The 17824-nt window shown below is 39.9% G+C and carries 22 protein-coding genes; 10 read left to right on the top strand and 12 right to left on the bottom strand.

The window, feature by feature from the left end:
- Positions 1-102 precede the first annotated feature (102 nt).
- Complete coding sequence (locus ACXAHI_RS09235) at positions 103-1164, bottom strand: DmpA family aminopeptidase (RefSeq protein ID WP_474847264.1); 1062 nt, start codon at positions 1162-1164, stop codon at positions 103-105.
- 202 nt (positions 1165-1366) lie between these two features.
- Between ACXAHI_RS09235 and ACXAHI_RS09230 the strand changes: the two genes are divergently transcribed.
- The gene (locus tag ACXAHI_RS09230; protein ID WP_270179963.1) at positions 1367-2086 is read left to right on the top strand and encodes a YebC/PmpR family DNA-binding transcriptional regulator; all 720 of its coding nucleotides are present in this window, start codon (positions 1367-1369) and stop codon (positions 2084-2086) included.
- 39 nt (positions 2087-2125) lie between these two features.
- Here ACXAHI_RS09230 and ACXAHI_RS09225 read toward each other — a convergent pair whose 3' ends face one another.
- A complete protein-coding gene (locus ACXAHI_RS09225) occupies positions 2126-2584 on the bottom strand; it encodes an NUDIX hydrolase (protein WP_474847263.1) in 459 nt (152 codons plus the stop codon).
- 191 nt (positions 2585-2775) lie between these two features.
- Here ACXAHI_RS09225 and ACXAHI_RS09220 point away from each other — a divergent pair, with 191 nt between their 5' ends.
- Together ACXAHI_RS09220 and ACXAHI_RS09215 are read left to right on the top strand one after the other, a co-directional pair.
- The gene (locus ACXAHI_RS09220) at positions 2776-2895 is read left to right on the top strand and encodes an FbpB family small basic protein (protein WP_318246487.1); all 120 of its coding nucleotides are present in this window, start codon (positions 2776-2778) and stop codon (positions 2893-2895) included.
- 94 nt (positions 2896-2989) lie between these two features.
- Positions 2990-3631 carry an MOSC domain-containing protein gene (locus ACXAHI_RS09215; protein ID WP_474847262.1) on the top strand — a complete coding sequence of 214 codons (642 nt, stop codon included), beginning with the start codon at positions 2990-2992 and terminating at the stop codon, positions 3629-3631.
- A 144-nt stretch (positions 3632-3775) separates the two neighbouring features.
- Here ACXAHI_RS09215 and ACXAHI_RS09210 read toward each other — a convergent pair whose 3' ends face one another.
- Both ACXAHI_RS09210 and ACXAHI_RS09205 read right to left on the bottom strand, forming a co-directional pair.
- Positions 3776-4048 (bottom strand): HU family DNA-binding protein, encoded by a 273-nt coding sequence (locus ACXAHI_RS09210; RefSeq protein ID WP_270179961.1) that lies wholly within the window; start codon positions 4046-4048, stop codon positions 3776-3778.
- Positions 4049-4187: 139 nt separating this feature from the next.
- Positions 4188-4343: a Fur-regulated basic protein FbpA gene (locus ACXAHI_RS09205; protein WP_270179960.1), complete on the bottom strand. Its 156-nt coding sequence runs from the start codon at positions 4341-4343 to the stop codon at positions 4188-4190.
- A 143-nt stretch (positions 4344-4486) separates the two neighbouring features.
- Between ACXAHI_RS09205 and ACXAHI_RS09200 the strand changes: the two genes are divergently transcribed.
- Both ACXAHI_RS09200 and ACXAHI_RS09195 read left to right on the top strand, forming a co-directional pair.
- Positions 4487-4687, top strand: coding sequence for a hypothetical protein (locus ACXAHI_RS09200; RefSeq protein WP_474847261.1), 201 nt, complete (start codon positions 4487-4489; stop codon positions 4685-4687).
- Positions 4688-4696: 9 nt separating this feature from the next.
- Positions 4697-5452 carry a GNAT family N-acetyltransferase gene (locus ACXAHI_RS09195; RefSeq protein ID WP_474847260.1) on the top strand — a complete coding sequence of 252 codons (756 nt, stop codon included), beginning with the start codon at positions 4697-4699 and terminating at the stop codon, positions 5450-5452.
- A 32-nt stretch (positions 5453-5484) separates the two neighbouring features.
- Here the strand turns inward: ACXAHI_RS09195 and ACXAHI_RS09190 are convergent, their stop codons facing one another.
- Positions 5485-6171 (bottom strand): TerC family protein, encoded by a 687-nt coding sequence (locus ACXAHI_RS09190; protein ID WP_474810628.1) that lies wholly within the window; start codon positions 6169-6171, stop codon positions 5485-5487.
- A 398-nt stretch (positions 6172-6569) separates the two neighbouring features.
- On the opposite strand from ACXAHI_RS09190, the gene ACXAHI_RS09185 reads away from it, so the two are divergent.
- Both ACXAHI_RS09185 and ACXAHI_RS09180 read left to right on the top strand, forming a co-directional pair.
- On the top strand, positions 6570-7925 hold the full coding sequence (locus ACXAHI_RS09185) for a PhoH family protein (protein WP_474847259.1): 1356 nt from the start codon (positions 6570-6572) through the stop codon (positions 7923-7925).
- A gap of 113 nt (positions 7926-8038) precedes the next feature.
- Positions 8039-9022: a S8 family peptidase gene (locus ACXAHI_RS09180; protein ID WP_474847258.1), complete on the top strand. Its 984-nt coding sequence runs from the start codon at positions 8039-8041 to the stop codon at positions 9020-9022.
- Between the two features lie 52 nt (positions 9023-9074).
- Here the strand turns inward: ACXAHI_RS09180 and ACXAHI_RS09175 are convergent, their stop codons facing one another.
- The 7 genes from ACXAHI_RS09175 to ACXAHI_RS09145 all read right to left on the bottom strand — a co-directional run bounded on the left by ACXAHI_RS09175 (position 9075) and on the right by ACXAHI_RS09145 (position 15394).
- Complete coding sequence (locus ACXAHI_RS09175) at positions 9075-9938, bottom strand: ATP-binding cassette domain-containing protein (RefSeq protein ID WP_474847257.1); 864 nt, start codon at positions 9936-9938, stop codon at positions 9075-9077.
- A 9-nt stretch (positions 9939-9947) separates the two neighbouring features.
- Entirely contained in the window at positions 9948-10736 is a 789-nt protein-coding gene (locus ACXAHI_RS09170; protein ID WP_474847256.1) for a hypothetical protein, read from the bottom strand.
- Positions 10717-11283 carry an RNA polymerase sigma factor gene (locus ACXAHI_RS09165; RefSeq protein ID WP_474847255.1) on the bottom strand — a complete coding sequence of 189 codons (567 nt, stop codon included), beginning with the start codon at positions 11281-11283 and terminating at the stop codon, positions 10717-10719. The genes ACXAHI_RS09170 and ACXAHI_RS09165 overlap by 20 nt, the downstream gene beginning before the upstream one ends.
- Before the next feature lie 13 nt (positions 11284-11296).
- Positions 11297-13525, bottom strand: a complete 2229-nt coding sequence (locus ACXAHI_RS09160; protein WP_474847254.1) for an ABC transporter permease — start codon at positions 13523-13525, stop codon at positions 11297-11299.
- Positions 13522-14385, bottom strand: a complete 864-nt coding sequence (locus ACXAHI_RS09155) for an ATP-binding cassette domain-containing protein (protein WP_474847253.1) — start codon at positions 14383-14385, stop codon at positions 13522-13524. The genes ACXAHI_RS09160 and ACXAHI_RS09155 overlap by 4 nt, the downstream gene beginning before the upstream one ends.
- Positions 14386-14497: 112 nt before the next feature.
- Entirely contained in the window at positions 14498-15139 is a 642-nt protein-coding gene (trhA, locus tag ACXAHI_RS09150) for a PAQR family membrane homeostasis protein TrhA (protein ID WP_270179950.1), read from the bottom strand.
- 75 nt (positions 15140-15214) lie between these two features.
- Positions 15215-15394: a hypothetical protein gene (locus tag ACXAHI_RS09145; RefSeq protein WP_474847252.1), complete on the bottom strand. Its 180-nt coding sequence runs from the start codon at positions 15392-15394 to the stop codon at positions 15215-15217.
- A 335-nt stretch (positions 15395-15729) separates the two neighbouring features.
- Between ACXAHI_RS09145 and ACXAHI_RS09140 the strand changes: the two genes are divergently transcribed.
- The 3 genes from ACXAHI_RS09140 (at position 15730) to ACXAHI_RS09130 (ending at position 17792) form a co-directional block, all read left to right on the top strand.
- Positions 15730-16062 (top strand): hypothetical protein, encoded by a 333-nt coding sequence (locus ACXAHI_RS09140; protein ID WP_474847251.1) that lies wholly within the window; start codon positions 15730-15732, stop codon positions 16060-16062.
- Positions 16063-16119: 57 nt separating this feature from the next.
- Positions 16120-16383: a YusU family protein gene (locus tag ACXAHI_RS09135; RefSeq protein WP_474847250.1), complete on the top strand. Its 264-nt coding sequence runs from the start codon at positions 16120-16122 to the stop codon at positions 16381-16383.
- A gap of 494 nt (positions 16384-16877) precedes the next feature.
- Complete coding sequence (locus ACXAHI_RS09130) at positions 16878-17792, top strand: proline dehydrogenase family protein (RefSeq protein WP_474847249.1); 915 nt, start codon at positions 16878-16880, stop codon at positions 17790-17792.
- The last annotated feature ends 32 nt before the right edge of the window (positions 17793-17824 follow it).

Genomic DNA, 17824 nt, shown 5'->3' with positions numbered 1-17824 from the left:
GCCGTTCGTCCGCGGAAAGCGTGCAATCGACTACGGCATCGGGAGCACCGAATAATGACATTGGTTCTCGACTGGCTGAGCTCCTACTTACCTAGTAGGTTCTTATTCTAGCTTAATATCAAACTCCTTCAACAAATCCTTTAATGCTGGTCGCTCGTTTCCGTCTCTACCTACAACATGTGTTGCCTGTGTTAGTGAATTTAGCACCGCTTCTTCAGTAGCTTCACCTACCGCTCGGAATGCTAGGTCGATGTCTTCTTCGTGGATCGTTTGGAGTTGTAACGGTTCTGAAGATTTCTCGTGTGGAATCTTGTTTGCTGTGGAAAATCCAATGATGATCTCGCCGCTTCCAGTAGTAATGATGGAACCTGTCCTCGATAAGCCCGTTACGGATCGTTTGATGATTCGATTTAGCTGTCGCTCCGAAACAGGAAGGTCTGTCGCAACGATCACCATAATTGAACCCTTATCTTTTTCTTCCCATTTATGTAATAGATTTGCTTTGAGCTCTTCACCGATTGGTTTTCCATCGATACGCAGGTCTCGTAATATACCGAAATTGGTTACGACAAGAACACCTAGTGTATAGGTGCCATGCGCCATTTCCATCATTCTAGATGAAGTTCCAATCCCACCTTTTAACGAGTAACAAAGCATACCTGTACCTGCTCCAACTGCGCCTTCTTCTACATGTGTAGAAGCGTTAGAAATAGCTTCAAAAACATGTTCTTTCTTCACGTATTTTGCTCGGATGTTGTTAAGAAACATGTCATTGCATTCTCCTATGACAGGATTGACCGTTCCTGTTGAATGACCGATTTCAGGGCATCGATCGAGCATATATTCGATGAGTGCATCTGATGCTGTTCCAATGCTAAGTGTGTTTGTTAACACAATAGGCGTTTCCAATGTTCCAAGTTCGGTCATTTGAATCGTACCCATGGTTTTTCCAAACCCATTGATCACATGAGTAGAAGCCATGCATTTTTCTCTAAACGTATTCCCTTGATGAGGAAGGATGGCTGTTACGCCAGTTTGCATGTCACCGTTACTTAACGTAGCATGTCCAACTGTAACCCCTGTCACGTCGGTTATTGAGTTTAGCGGTCCCGTATTTAATTCTCCTATAGAAATACCATAATCTCTTACTCTTTGTTTCTCCATCTTACCCCACCTTTCTAATTACCATCATACTCTTCTTGTACAAAAAGGAAACGGTTATCTTGCTACCATTTCCAAAGGCGAATCTCAATAAGCGGCCACTACGATGTGCTATAATTAATAGAGAAGTGTTAGTGTATTTTCATGAAAGTGTTCATAACCATGAATTAATGGGGAAGATTAAGTCGAAAGAGAGTGGAACGTAATGGGACGTAAATGGAATAACATTAAAGAAAAAAAAGCTTCAAAAGATGCAAATACAAGTAGAATTTATGCCAAGTTCGGCCGTGAAATATATGTAGCAGCTAAGCAGGGAGAGCCAGACCCAGTAGCAAACCAGGCACTACGACTAGTACTAGAACGTGCAAAAACATACAATGTTCCAAAAGCAATCATCGATCGTGCGATTGAGAAAGCAAAAGGCGGATCTGAAGAAAACTATGACAACCTTCGTTATGAAGGATTTGGCCCAGACGGTTCGATGTTGATCGTAGAGACACTAACAAACAACGTGAACCGTACTGCTTCAGATGTGAGAGCGGCTTTTGGAAAAAACGGTGGAAACATGGGTGTGAATGGTTCTGTAGCTTATATGTTTGATCCGACAGCTGTATTTGGTATCGAAGGAAAAACGGCTGACGAACTGCTTGAGCTATTGATGGAAGCAGACATCGACGTTAGAGATTTACTAGAAGAAGAGGATGCTGTGATCATCTATGCTGAACCTGATCAGTTTCATGCAGTTCAGGAAGCGCTGAAAAACGAAGGAATCACTGAATTTACTGTTGCGGAATTAACAATGCTCCCTCAAAATGAGGTCGACCTTCCAGCAGAGTCACAGGAACAATTTGAAAAACTAGTAGACGTGCTCGAAGATCTTGAAGATGTACAGCAGGTATACCACAACGTTAATTTAGGAGAGTAACTGTAGACAAACAGCCTGGCGAATTGCCAGGCTGTTTGTTTATTTTGTAGAGATGGTTACGTAATCAGAAATCATTCTTCGATGACTACCAACCATATTATCAGGTAGAGAGGTTGGGTCAAAAAACGCATAGGACAAGCTTTCTTCTTGTTTTGAAGTTAATTGACCAGTGTAATGATCCGTATGAAAGGCAGCTGTGACAGAGTAAAACTCATCTCCATTATCAGCTACAGTAAAAAACTCTGAACCAGAGTACATTTGAAAAAGAGTGAGTGAACGTATTCGTAATCCTGTTTCCTCCTTCGCTTCACGAATAGCGGTTTCTTCTGTAGATTCTCCAGGCTCCATCAACCCACCAGGTAACCCCCAACGTTTTTTCTTTTCATTCCTTTGTTGCAATAGAATAGCCCCTTCTTTATTACGAATGATCACGACTGACCCCACTAGGATAAGAGGGCGTTTACCAACGAGGCTTCGTAATTCCTCAACGTATCCCATCATAAAAACCCCTTTCTCTCATCATTATAAATGAAAAAAAGAACCTTAAAAGAACAAGGTTATATTAGAAAAAAAGATGAATAAACTAAATTATGTGTTAATTTTCATAAAATTTTAACAATTAGTAAACTTATCTTATGTATTGCTGATGTATAATCATTAGCATACAGACAGAAAGTTGGTGGGTTATTGTGAAAAAGCACAAGAAATTAACGTTTAAACAGCTTGTCGAGCAAAATAAAGCAGAGCTTCTTAAAAATGAGAAGGAGTTAGCAGAAATAGAAAAGCGTCTAGATGATAAGCATTCATAGTGAAAAGCAGTCCTTTTTCGGGACTGCTTTTTCATTTTCAGACATTCTAGAAATGGAAATTTATGCTACGATTAGAGAGGAGGGAGGTAAGACTATGAAAAATCTAATCAGCGTAAATGTTGGGAAGCCAGTTGAAATGAGTTACAAAGGAAATGTGATGGAATCAGGTATTATAAAAACATCTACTCATGAGCCGGTTTATGTATCTACAGAGCAGGTAGAAGGGGATGGACAGGCTGATCGTGTTCATCATGGTGGACCTGAGAAAGCGATCTGTGTATACCCTTATGAGCATTATCCTTACTGGGAAGAGAAGTTGAGTCGTAAACTATCTCCTGGAGCATTTGGCGAGAATTTTACCATCTCCGGTTTAGATGAAAATGAGGCGAGAATTGGTGATATCTACTGTATAGGAGAAATCTTAGTACAAGTAAGCTTACCAAGGAAACCGTGTTATAAACTCGCAAGTAAGTTCCGTGTTGACGACATGGTAAAACAAGTAACTGACAATGGATTTAGCGGATATTATCTAAGAGTTCTTCAGGAAGGTTATGTATCTGCTGGTGAAAAGGTAAGCATTCACAAAAGGCCAGATCACGATGTAAGTGTTGCGATGGTAAATCGCTTAACATACCATGACAGAAAAGATCGGAAGGGTCTTGAGCAGGCGATGCAAGCGAAAGAGCTATCAGAGGATTGGTATAATAAGCTTAGTAAACAGTTAAGCGCGCTCTAGGGCGCGCTCGTCATTTTCTTGCCATCCGATAATAAAAATAACATAGCATCACGATTGTTGCCGCAGTGACTACATATTTTACGATATCCATATGGACTCCTTAATAGAAAAGGCTGGAATCAAACGATTCCAGCTTTTGTAGGTTTAGACTACTTTTTCTTTTAGTGCTTTACCTGGTTTGAAAGCAGGTGTTTTTGAAGCTTGGATGAAAATTTCTTCTCCAGTTTGCGGGTTACGACCTTTACGAGCGGATCGTTCTCTTACTTCGAAGTTACCAAAGCCAACGAGTTGAACTTTTTCTCCTTTTGCGAGTGCCTCAGCAATCGTATCCATCAATGTGTCTATCACTCTTGCAGTATCCTTCTTTGACATTTCAGCTCTCTCAGCAACGGTGTGTAGTAGTTCTGCTTTATTCACAGTAAATCATCCTTTCTAACATTACTAGTTTATCTATCTATGTCTTAAGCTTGGACATTTCACGTTTATTCTATACATATATTTTAAATTTATTTCGTGTTTAACATAAAAAAAGAGATTCAGTTAGAATCTCTTCGAATTAGTAATTTAGCTGTTTGTACTCTTTCTCAAGGTCTGTCAAAGTGCACTGGTAAAGGTGTTGATCAGAAGTGGAGTATGCACCTGCTTCAACCAGCTTTGAAATGTAAAAGTGTTTCCGTTGTTCAATGGCTTTTCTTAGCTGATTCGCTTCCAAGAGTACACCTCCTTAATGGTTCTTTTATTCCCAGTATGTCCTTGAATAATGTATTCTAATCAAAAACTGAATGTGACAATTTGGACATTTTACAGGTTTATTATGGGTGGCATGAAGAATACATAAGGAAAGGGGGAGATCTAATGATAAAGACGTGTTTATTCTGTAAAAAAGAATACGAAATTAAACCTGGCCATCCCCAATACCGTATCCTGTTAAGAAATAAGTCGTCTTCATTCACATGCGAAAACTGCAACCGAAACCTTCAGATGGAAGCCTCAGCTACCACCGGGCTCAAACCAGAAGACATAGAAACAGATCATGATCGAATGTTAAAAAAGTAGGTGTACGAAATGTTAGAAAAGATTGAAGCGCTTCAATGGGACTATGAACCATCGTTTGTACCTGAATGTATTCGCTTTGTTTTAAAAGAAGACCTAATTATGATAAAAAACTTGAATTCTACGAGTCTTCATGCGAACAGAGTGGTTAGATACAAGCAGTCTGTTGAAGATGTAGCCTCTGTATTTCAGTATTTTGAGGGACGGGCCTTTTCTTGGTGGGTCATAAATAATCCAGACCTTGAAACGAAGCTGAAAGAGCTTGGAATGAGCCACTATGATACATATGTTGGTTTAGCAAAGCCAATAGAAGATGTTGTAGAAAGACCGTCACATTTTCTTATTAAAAATGTAGAAACAAAAGAAGATGTGTTCCTACACGCTAAACTAAGCAGTGAAGTATGGGGTTATGACCAAGATAGTTTAGAAGCAGCGTATAAAGAGAGAGTGAGCTACTTAAACCTTGCTGATCGTCGAGGAGGATTTATAGTAGCATTCGATGATGAGAAGCCTGTAGGCTACTCAAGCTATCGTTATAGTCATGATGGTCTTACTCTTTATATGACTGGTGCTGGCGTGTTGCCGTCATACAGAGGGAGAGGGATTTACCGAAAGATGGTGGAAGATAGACTAGTGGAAGCTAGAGAGAAAGGGAGCCGTTTTGCCGTTACGCAAGCGAGACTTGGAACCTCAGAACCTGTGTTGAGAAAGCTAGGGTTTCAAGAACATGGCATATTTAAGCAGTATATTAGTGAAGAGAAAACATAAGAAAAGAGCTCTGGTCCGCCCAGAGCTCTTCATTAATGTTCACGAGCAATCTCGTGGTTTGACGAAGCTGACTTCAGTTTCCCTGCAAGAAGCACTAAAGCTGTTACTAGTATCATAAAGGTCCACTCGATGAACGCATTGTGATTGATAAAGTCACCGATAAAAGGCTCGTGTAGAATCATCTTAGAAGCTGTCCATGCAAGAACTCCCGCTCCGATGAAGATGATAACTGGGTATTTCTCCATTAGCTTAAGAATAAGTGTGCTTCCCCAAACGACGATTGGAATACTGATGATCAATCCGATGACAACAAGTAGGAAATCTCCGTTTGCCGCACCTGCAACTGCGATCACATTATCAAGGCCCATAGCAGCATCAGCAATGATGATCGTACGGACAGCCGCCCACAAGTTACTTGCTGATTTTACTTCCTCATCTTCTTCTTCCTCATTTAATAGTTTATATGCAATCCAGAGTAATACGACTCCTCCGATAAGAAGGAGGCCAGGTATTTTTAGCAACCAAACGACTAGGAGTGTTGCAACTGAACGAATAACAATTGCACCAAGTGCGCCTAACCAAATGACTTTTTTCTGCTGTTGCTCTGGTAAGTTACGAGCAGCCATACCGATAAGAACGGCGTTGTCACCAGCAAGTACGATATCGATCATAATGATGCTCAGCAACGCCATAAAAAATTCTGCTGAAAATAAATCCATGAATACACCTTCCTCATAAAAATGATAGCAAATAAAAAAATCCTGCCATGACGACGGACAGGATGATAAAGAAGGGTCCTTTGTCCGGCATGCGGGCAAAGGTCTCGCTAACAGTCTGATAGACTGCCAGTGTGGCCGGAGAAACATCGTTTCTCGTCATGACGACCATACTGTAGCTAGCTACTCCCCTTTGAACGATATAATGTTTAGCACCGTTTCATTATACAATCCTTTCTATGAATGCGCAATGTGAAGTTTCCTGATGTGAAAATATAGTAAAGTTCATTTGAGTTATGTAAAGGTGCTAGGTTGTGCTCACTCTTATCTTGAATAAAGAATATGAGAGGATAACGTATCCTTTCAGTCTTTCTATTTCACTTGAAAAAGGAGCTGTTCTGTTGTTAAAAACCTTTGTTCTAGACACCAATATTCTTTTGCACGATGCTCATTCCATCTTTCAATTTGGAGAGAATGAAGTGGTTATTCCTGCGATTGTTCTCGAGGAAATCGATTCCAAGAAGCGACTTATGAATGAAGTGGGCAGAAACGCACGTGAATTTGGAAGAATATACAAAGACCTTCGAAATGAAAATAAAGGTAGACTAGATCAGCCGATCGCTCTTGATTCAGGAGGATCATTTAGAATAGAGCTTAACCATCGTTCTTTTGAAAAGCTTCAAAGTGAGTTCAGAGAGGATTCCAATGATAACCGAATCATTGCAGTTGCGATTAACTTAAGCTATGAACCGTCTAGAGAAGTTACGTTAGTTTCAAACGACATGCTTATGATTGCGAAAGCTGATACGTTAAAGAAATCGCTTGATCTTTCTACGTTCTTCCCGGAACTATATGAAAGTGACCGTTTAATTCAAGACATCGATCGATTACATAAAGGATATGTAGAAATAAGCGTTCCACCAGATCTCATCAATGCACTTTATGAAGAAGAGCTACTTCTTGAAAGTTTACGTGATTACGTAGAGGACGAGGTCTACCCTCAAGACTTTATCATTATGAAGGATCTGTTCGGTAGCAAGCATTCAGGAATTGGAAAAGTCGTTATGGGAGATCATGGCTTGGTTGTGAAGGGAATCCAAAAGGATTCTTATAATGCCTGGGGAGTTTCGCCGAAGAATGTGCAACAGCGCATGTTGATGAATTTGTTATTTGATAAGACTGTATCATTGGTCTGTGTCACTGGAAGGGCAGGAACAGGAAAAACGCTCCTTGCACTCGCTGCAGGTCTGAGTCAAACAGAGGATGAGCAATTTTATCAGAAGATCTTAATCTCGAAGCCGGTCGTACCAGTTGGAAACGATATTGGCTTCCTTCCTGGTGAAAAGGAAGATAAATTGCGACCGTGGATGCAGCCGATCTTCGATAATCTAGAATTTCTTTTTGATACACGAACGGAAGCTGATCTAGAGAATATTTTATCAGGTCTTCATACTCTGAAAATAGAAGGGTTAACATACATTCGAGGCAGAAGCATTCCAAATCAATTTATCATTATAGATGAAGCACAGAATTTATCTCCTCATGAAGTGAAAACGATCTTGACCAGAGTCGGGGAAGGGACGAAAATCGTGTTGATCGGTGATCCCGATCAAATCGATCATCCTTACCTTGACTCAGTTAACAACGGACTGACGTACGCTGTAGAACGGTTAAAGCAGGAGGACGAAGTAGGCATCGCACAGCTTTCAAATACCGAGCGTAGCAGCCTTGCTGAGAAAACAGCCCGCCTCTTATAGGTCTAAGGAATCAGTCGCATCTCGAAATAAGGAAAGAATTAGCACATATAGGACTGGACAAAAACGCCCTTTTTATCAGATAATTCGGTTAACGTCTCGTGAAGGGGGTACTTATGAACGAGGTAAAACTAATACCATTTGAAGTAAATGAAGTAGTCAGTAAAGCGGATGAAGCTTATCCAGACGGTGTAGAGATGATTCAGGCTCCTGAAATTTGGGAGGAATCTGATCGTGGAAGAAACAGAATAGTGGCTGTTGTCGACACGGGGTGTCAAGTTGATCATCCTAACCTCAAGTCTAGAATTATTGGTGGAAAGAACTTTACGAAAGATTTTAATGCGGACCCGGATAACTATGATGATAACAATGGGCATGGCACTCATGTGGCTGGAACGATCGCCGCTGAGAAGGGTGCAGACGGAATCGTAGGGGTTGCACCAGAAGCAAAGCTTCTAATCGTGAAAGTATTGAATGGTGAGGGAAGTGGCACGTACGAATCCATCATTAGCGGAATTCGTTATGCGATCGATTGGGAAGGCCCTAACGGTGAAAAGGTGAATGTTATTTCGATGTCGTTAGGTGGCCCATCTGACTTACCAGAGCTTCATGAAGCGATAAAAGACGCGATCGATCAAAACATATCGGTCGTATGTGCGGCAGGGAATGAAGGAGATGCAAGAGCTGACACACCAGAATATGCTTATCCTGGTGCTTATAACGAAGTGATCGAGGTAGGTGCTTCATCATTTAGTCGTACGCTAGCACCATTTTCAAATACAAACGATGAGATCGACCTCATTGCACCTGGCGTCGATATTCTCTCTACTTTCCCTGAAAGCAAATACGCAGTGTTGTCTGGTACCTCAATGTCAGCACCGCATGTATCTGGAGCGTTAGCACTGTTAATGAATTTATCTGAGAAAGAATTTAACAGAACGCTAACGGAACCTGAAATCTATGCCCAGCTCATCAAGCGGACCGTTCCGATCGGATATCGGAATAGTGCAGAAGGAAATGGTCTTCTTGCGCTAAACCTTGTTAAACAACTTGAAGAGCTGTTTAACATTTACACAACTGCCTGGAATTCAAAAAGATAAATGTAAAAAACCTCCTAATTGTTAGGAGGTTTTTTAATGATGAATGTATTCGTTAGAACTGGTTATGTTCAAGGATCGTATTATATTTTCGAATAAAATACGCATCTTCAATGCTAGTTGAAACCAACGTGAAGGATTTGAATGGCTTTGATTCTGATAGATACTTTACGATGATACCATCATCAACTCGCTTCATATACGTGATTCGATTCGTATCCAGGCTATGGACTTCGTTGTGCTTCACTTTACCTTGCCAAACTCGAATTGCATTGCTTTTCCAACAATTCACTGTACCATCGAAAAGAACCTGTCCTTCACTTAGCCAAATAATATTATCAGCAATTTCTTCCCATTCATTTAGATCATGCGTTGCGACGAGAACGATCTTATTTGTTCCATACCGTGACAAGAGAGAGACTACGTTCTTCCTTTCTTGACTGTCCAAGTAATTTAAAGGTTCATCGAGTAGTAGAAAGGAAGGCGAATCTAGTAGTGCTTGTGCGATCCCTACTCGTTGCTTCATGCCTTGAGAAAGAGATTTTATCTTGTTCTTTTTTACATCCTCAAGGTTCATAACTTGAATCGATGCTTCTACAGCTTTCGCATTCGGTATCCCTTTTAATTCGCTCATGTAATTCAAGAACTGCTTCGTCTTCATTTCTTCATACAATTCTACACCTGTTGGAAGAAAACCGATTTGTTTACGAATATAAGGTAATGCTTCACTTACCGTTTTTCTTCCATACGAAATGGTGCCTCGATGTGGCTTTAGAGCTGTGGCGAGGAGTTGAAGGAAAGTAGATTTCCCAGCTCCGTTCTTTCCTACTAAGATGGTGATACCAGAATTAAGTTGTAAATGGTGAACGTTTAGAGTGAAACTTTTCCTAGCGTATGTTAGTTGATCAATTAATATCATCGAATGACCTCACATGTATTGAAGGTGTAAGCTTTTGCGATACGATAAAAATAGTAAGAGTCCTCCTATTACAAAGAGGGCAAGGTAGGCAACTCCTAGTAGGAAATTAGAAAATCCATCATTTATTTGATAAATCGAATAGGGCAAGGCAATGAATGTAAACACCCACCCTGCAAGTGCAGAGACAAAACCAGCTATAACGCCTTTATGAAACATAATATAGGCTAGTAAGCCTGTCAAAAAGAACAAAGGTGCGACCCATTGTAATAAGAACATTCTTGGTTCAACGTAAACATTCTCAGTTATAATCACCACGGTCGAGACAAAGGCAAAGCTGAAGTTCACACACAGAACAACGAGTAATTTACTGAGTAGTAATAGTGCAGGTGGGAATGGAGTGACGGATTCAATCATTCTCATTTCCTTGTTCCAAGACTTGTAGCTATATAGAATCCCAAACAATAAGTAAATAGGAACAAGCAGTGGAAAGAAACCGTCTGGGTCACCGCTTCCTGCTGTGATCAATGTTAACATTGCAAAGATACCGAGGCTGATCATCCAATAAAGCCAGTGGTATGAGCGAAATTGATTTAAGCATTGTTTGAATAGCGACGGTTTTTCAGGCTCTGTATCAAAGTCAAATTCCATGTCATCTTGCTTTAGTTCATCGAAAGAATCCTGAAGGGAAAGAATCAGCTTTTGCGTATCTTCTGAACGTGGTGATGATGCCATATACGTTTGAAGCGGCTGCTTCATTTCTTGTTCAAGTTCTTCTAGTTCATGGTCGAGATCGCGCATGGCTAATTTCCTCCTTTCTCATAATGGATGCCTTTAATTTTTTTAATGCATGATAAAGATTTGATTTAACCGTTCCTAAAGGTAATTCGAGTGTCTCTGCAATTTCCTGGTATTTTAAATCTTGATAAAATCTTAAGTACACGATTTCTCTTTGAGTGTTTGAAAGTTCATCAAGCTTTGCGAGAAATTCTTTTCTCGATTCTTGTCGTTCGAATAACTCTACTACTGAAGGATCTCCGCTTTCTTGATCAGGGAGTTTATCGATCACTTGTTTTTCTGATTTGAAACTAGAACTTTTCCAGTAGTCTCGACATTGATTCGTAGCAACTTGATAAAGCCACGGTTTAATCTTTTCTGGTATTTTTTTTGTTTTTAATTGGGTTAGTAACTTCAGGAACGTTTCTTGTACAACATCTTCTGCTTTTTTACGGTCCCGAAGCATTCGCTCTAAATAGCCTAGCAAAGGGGCATGATACCTGTGGATCAATGCTTCAAAAGCAGCTTGATTCCCTTTGGACATTCCAACAACTAATTCTTCATCAGTCATGCCCTTTCTCCTTTCATCGTTTAGTGTCCATCACATCGTTCCATACGTCCATCCATTCTTCAAAGCTGATGGTCGATGCTGGCTCAATATATAGATCATAGCCGGTTGGATAGCCATTTCCACTCCAGTTGGCATGGTAAATTCGATTGAGCACCTCTTTTACTTCTTCCTCTTTTCCTTCATGCATTGCAGTTTCAATCATATCTAACAGTTTGTCTGTTTGAATGATTTCTTTGCTGTAATTGCTCTTATCGTGTTCCTCTGTAATATTGGCGAAAGCAGATCTTGTTTCAAAAGCCTCTTCCTCTTTTCCGTGTTCAAGTTCATACACATAATTGAAAGTAGCTTTAATCGTACTTGTTAGTAACGCATCTTCAGGTCTATAGTTTCCAGAAACAAAGTTATCTTCATGAAATAAGTTGACGATAACAAAATCATTGATCGTAGCATGATGATTTAAGCTGTTGTGGTCATTCATGATGTAGTTCTGATCGATAAAACCATCCTGACGGAAGTAACCGCTCCACCTTAATTGATCCAACGGCAAAAAGAAGAAGTGGTGTACAGGATCGATCTCATCATCTAAAAATTCGTCAAAGTAGGTGAGACGAGTGTCTACCTCTTTCATAAACTTCTTAGAAACATCCTTACGATAAGGCGCAGTTACTAAGCTGGTGTGGTAATGATCTGCTTCAATCTTTGTTAAAAAGCCACTAAAGAGATCGAGTCGAGCAGTTTTGCCAGAGAGGGTGTGCGTTTCACCCGAAGACTCTACATGTTTAATAGAGCCATAGACGGTGTTATCGACCCCGGTCACATTCACATGGAAATCAGTAGGTTGAAGTAAACCAACGTCAGTGCGTGATTCCCCATCTGAATCAACCAAATATTGATGTGCTGGTAAAGGGTACCAGGCCGTGTGTGATGGCATAACGATCTGGTTGTCCATGGCAAAACCGGGGTAATACTCTTGACTGCCTCGATGCGTCCATAATTCATAAACCCCTCCGTAGTTGAAATGAATCGTTGGGTTATTCACCTCGTTTGGAAGTGTAATCGTAACAAAATCACCATCTTGTTCAAATGGAATGGATTCTTGATCAACCTTCACATCATTTAAGGAAAATACGCGGTTCAGCGTAAATTTTAAATCATCGTTATCAAACTCGTCATGTTGAAGAGACACAGCTGCTTTTAGATCAAGCGTAGAGGTTGGTGCTTGATCGATATCAATTTGATAGGATAGGACCGGAAAAAGCTCTCGCTTGTAAATGCTACTTTCTTGAGTAGCGGTATCTAGCTTTGGATTCGAATCCCACATATAGATCGAACTGTTATCACTCGTTTGTGAGAAAGTGGGTGACCCTTCTTTCACGTTATTAAAAGCAGATATTCGTGCATCCCAAAATTGATTATATGGGATATATGCAAGGATCGCACCGAGTAAACTAAATAAGCAGACAATACTCCAAAGTTTATCGTGTTCATTTGGGCGCTTACGATTCAGGAAGAGTAGTGTTCCCATCAGTAGCATGAGAGAGAATGAAAGGACAAAGAGCCTTTGCAACTTTATTTCTTCCTTCATAAGTTCTATGCCCCATACGCCGTTTACCAAAATAGAATCTATAAAAAGATATGATAAGTGAAATGGTTTTAAGTAAAAACTCCCAGTCCCTTCCAGGATGAAAATTTCCATAAAAAGGGTCCCGAAAATCCAAGCGCAAAATGCGATCAAGTAGACGAAACGATTTTGAATGATGACGGATAGTATCATACCTAGAGCTAAGCTAATGATTAACGAAACTTCATATTGAATGATAAAAAATCGTAAGACTTCCATCGTTTCAGCAAATGGAAGCTGTTGGTTTATTGATATAGCGCCAAAAGTAAGGGCCATTAGTAAAGTGAAAACGGACATGTACGTAATGCCAGCAATAAACTTTGCAGATAGAAAGACAAAGTTGGAAACAGGTAATGCTCGGTGCCATTCGAAGGATTCATTCCCGATATCACGACGCATCAAGTAGACACCGATTAAAATACTGAGGCCGATAACGAGAATGAAGATCGTAGAATGTGTTGTTCGATAAGCAGACACGTACAGGCTATCTGAACTACTAACATTCTCAACGGTCATACTCGTAATCAACCAAATGAGAAATAAAAAAGGCATCGGTAGTAAAAACCAACTTTTATATAGAAAAGAAAGTTCGAATTTCCATTGAATTAGCCATTTCATCATCTCGTATCCCACTCCACCATCGTCATATAGCCTTCTTCTAACGTAGGATCGACGGCTTCTGCAGATTCAATCGGTGCGACTGGAGAAATCGCTCTATATAAATGCCCGTTTTTTGTTTGTTTTGTAAAAGTAATCTGAAGTCCGTGTAGGATATTCGAATCTCCTTCCGACAATTCGAATTCCCACACAAAACCTTCTCCTTTACGTTGCAGCTCTTCAGGGGTTCCGTGAAAGATCAATTTTCCCTTCTTTAGAACCAGTAACGTATCACAACTAGCCTCGATATCCTCTACAATATGGGTGGAAAGCAAAACCGTCTTATGATGTGGATAATTTGCAATCAGTTGTCGGAACCTTAACCTTTCATCAGGATCTAAACCGGACGAAGGTTCATCAAAAATTAGGACATTTGGATTCCCATACATGGCCTGTGCAATCCCTAGTCGCTGCCTCATGCCATTCGAATACGTTTTAACTTTGGATTCTTTCTGATCCGTTAAATTCAACTCTTGTAGTAGCCTGTGCTTTTCTTCATTATGATCGACGTTCGTGTAGCGCTTTAGGTTTCCTGCATAGTCAAGAAACGATGCTCCAGTAAGCTGGGGATAGAGTTGAAAATGTTGAGGCAAGTACCCAATTTGCTTTCGTACTTTCTTGGTTTCTTTTTTGACGGAGAATCCATTAATCTTCACCTCACCTGAAGAAGGGCGAGTAACGGTAGATAGAATCTTTAACAAAGTAGATTTTCCAGCACCGTTTGGTCCAATGAGTCCAATTACTCCTCCATCAATTGAGATTGTTAAGTTATCTAAAATCGACTTGTTTTTAATTTTTTTTGATAGGTTTGTTATCTCGATCACAGCTTCCATCCCTTTATGATGTAGTTCTACTCTTATAACGAGATACTACTCTTTTTTGTTCAAGTAAAAATAAAAAAACACTTCTGTACTCTTAGTGTACAGAAGTGTTTGATTAAAGGGGAAGGACGTAAAATAAAACACAGAAGAAGTGAGCCACCGTTCCTCCAATAACAAAAATATGCCAAACAGCATGGTGATACTTAAAAGCTCTCCATACATAAAAGACAGCACCGATCGTGTAGAGTAAGCCACCGATGATCAGTAGCGTCATTCCGTTCGGATGAAGATTTTGAAGTAGAGGGTTCCATGCTAATACGATCAGCCATCCCATGATGACATACACAATTGTAGAGATGAACAAGAATTTCTTTACAAAGAAAGCTTTGAAAACTGTGCCTCCGATAGCAAGGCCCCAGACTATTCCAAATAAAGTCCAACCGAGCCATCCCTGAATGACGATAAACAAAAACGGTGTATATGTTCCTGCAATAAAAAAATAAATGGCAGAGTGATCAAGAAACTCGAAGAAATCTTTTGCTTTACCGGGTGGAAAACTATGAACCAATGTAGACGCTGTGTATAGAAGCAACATCGTTGCTCCAAATAACGTGAAGCTGACAATGTGCCATGCCGTTCCTTGAAGTGATGCGAATACAATCAAGATGACGAGAGCAGCAAGGCTAATCAATACACCGATACCATGAGTGATATAGTTTGCTCGTTCTTCACCTACTGTAAATGTATGGGTAGTCATGAATTCCATCATTCCTTTTTATCAGTTATAGGAAGTATACATGATATGTACGCATCATAAAATAGGTCATAGTAGTTAATTCTTTTTATTTCTTTCCTCTTCTGCCTGTTTAAGCAAATGATAGGTATAGAAATCGTCTTCTTGAATCGTTTCATTAACCGACTCCATAATGAAAAACTCTTCAGCGATTTCCTCTCTGACGGATGATAGTAACTTTTCACTATCAGAGGTGATCAGTTTTTTTCTTTCATTCATAAGCTCGCTCTCCTTTTGGTAAATAATGATAGTATCAGTCTCCCATTGCGTCTGAAATTTATTCTTCTTTGGAGAGATGGAATGGTTTATTTCGTTCAATTAAGAAAAAATCCATGTTTGTACCGTGGTACTTGTCCAACCATTCCTGCATTTCATACATAAGATATGTTGAGAGTGAGTAGTGGTCCCCCCCTTCGTAAAACTCACTCTTATGTGACCCATATTTGAGCCAGAGCTAGTCTCTGGTTTTTTTTATTACATAAGGCTAATAAGTCTTTTGGACCTCTAACAAGATACATGCTTCTTTCGAATGGTATGAAGAGGAGGTATGTACTTTGCTTGAAATTGTAGAAATGGGTCAAAATCAGAATGGTAGAGAGTTCACGATTAGAGAACTCATCAAATTAATAGAAGAACACTCTCTCGATCCTGCTTATGAACAGAATGGTAACTTTATCTTTCCTTACAAACCGGTTCGCGATGCGAAACGATATCAAGGATGTCGGGCGTTCTTTGGAGATTTTGCAATGATTTCTTGCAGGTTCTTTATCATTACGGATGAAACAGTGTTGATCGATGAATTAGTGAAAGTCATTAGAGAAAACCAGCAGCGAATAGATTATGCAAGGTTAAGGGATTTACAGGTGAACGGACGAGTCTCGCCTTAAAGATGGACGGGTCTTTATGCTATAATCGATGAAGATTACATGGATCGGAGTGATAGCATGAGTCTAGAAACCTTGCAAGAACAAGTCGATGGGTTAATGGAAAAGTATACTGAACTTTTAGTGGGTGAGAGCACACCAGAACTAAAGGAAAAGGTAAAACTTTGGGCAATGTATACGCACCTTTCAAAAACGATGCCTCCACTTGCAAAGCATTGGAACCAAACCTATCCAGATGCAAAAGATGCCATGAAAGAACTTGTAGCGGAAATTAAGATGCTAAATGAAGAAAACCGCAAATCTCAGAAAAAAGACGATGAATGAGAAGCTAGGGTATAACTAGTTTTCTTTAGTCTCGCTATCAATTAAAACCTCTCCATAACGTTGATTGGAGAGGAAGGACGCCCGCCCCGCGGAAAGCGAGTATCCTAGAGCGGAAATCCCACAACATCATTTGAACAAGGCTTGAACGAGTTTCTCGACAGTCTATAACTAGGGCACAATCGCCCTAGTTTTTTTATGGTTTTACAAAATTGATAGCTTGTTAGAGTATCCAAATAACAGAGTTAGCAATATAATAGGTAAAATATGTTTTTTGACCCCTTTATGTTGGGTAAGGTTAAAGACACAGGGATAATCATAGAAAAAATTAACAATTATTATTTGAGAGAATTTCTAACAAAAAACGTCGTATTCATAGGATTTCGTGGTAGAATAACAGTAAAGGGAGAATATGGCGCTTTTTGAGAGTATTTGCCGATTTTCACTAACATATATTTTTTAACACGCTATGAATGCGTTTTCATGGAGGGGTTATGATGGAACAAGTAATGCGTAATTTCTTTCTACACATGGGAAAGAATAAAGTTGCGACAAAAGTTGCTAAGAAATATGGCATGCGATTTGGCGCAGGTAAGTTTGTAGCTGGTGCATCTCTTGATAGCTCTGTTAATGCAATAAAGCAGTTAAATGCGAAGGGTTTATCCGTAACGATCGATCATCTTGGGGAATTCGTTGATACTGAAGCTGAAGCAACCGAGATGACAAAGCACTGTATTGAAGCGATTGAACGTATTGCTGCCGAAGGACTTGATTCTCAACTCTCTCTCAAGCTCACTTCAATGGGGCTTGATATTGATTACCATATGACGCTTAAGAACATGCGTGAGATCTTAAAAGCTGCTGATAAGCACGATGTATTCGTAACGATCGATATGGAAGACTATGAGCGCTGTGAAAGAACGTTGAATATTTTCACGGAATTAAAGAAAGAATTCGAGAATATCGGAACGGTTTTACAAGCTTACTTGTATCGCGTTTCTGATGACGTCGAGAAACTGAATGAGTTATCTCCAAACCTTAGATTAGTAAAGGGTGCCTATAAAGAAGCGCCGACAGTAGCTTTCCCAGCAAAGAGAGACGTTGATATTAACTTTAAGAAAATCATTAAAATGCATCTTTTAAATGGGAATTATACTGCGGTCGCTACGCATGATGATGCCATCATCGAATATACAAAACAACTAGTCGAAGAACATAATATTAGTCGTGATCAGTTTGAATTTCAAATGCTGTATGGCATCTGTGTAGAACGTCAGGAGCAATTATTAAAAGAAGGCTACAAGATGCGTGTATATGTACCATATGGACAAGATTGGTATGGCTATTTCATGAGACGTCTTGCTGAACGTCCGGCAAACGTAGCGTTTGTGCTCAAAGGAATGATGAAGTAAGAGGAAGGCGAAATTTTTTGCCTTCCTTTTTC

It is taken from the genome of Anaerobacillus sp. ABD4_527, assembly GCF_056160805.1.
The sequence above is the reverse complement of the archived record's forward strand: the minus strand, read 5'-3'. Positions and strand labels throughout refer to the sequence as shown.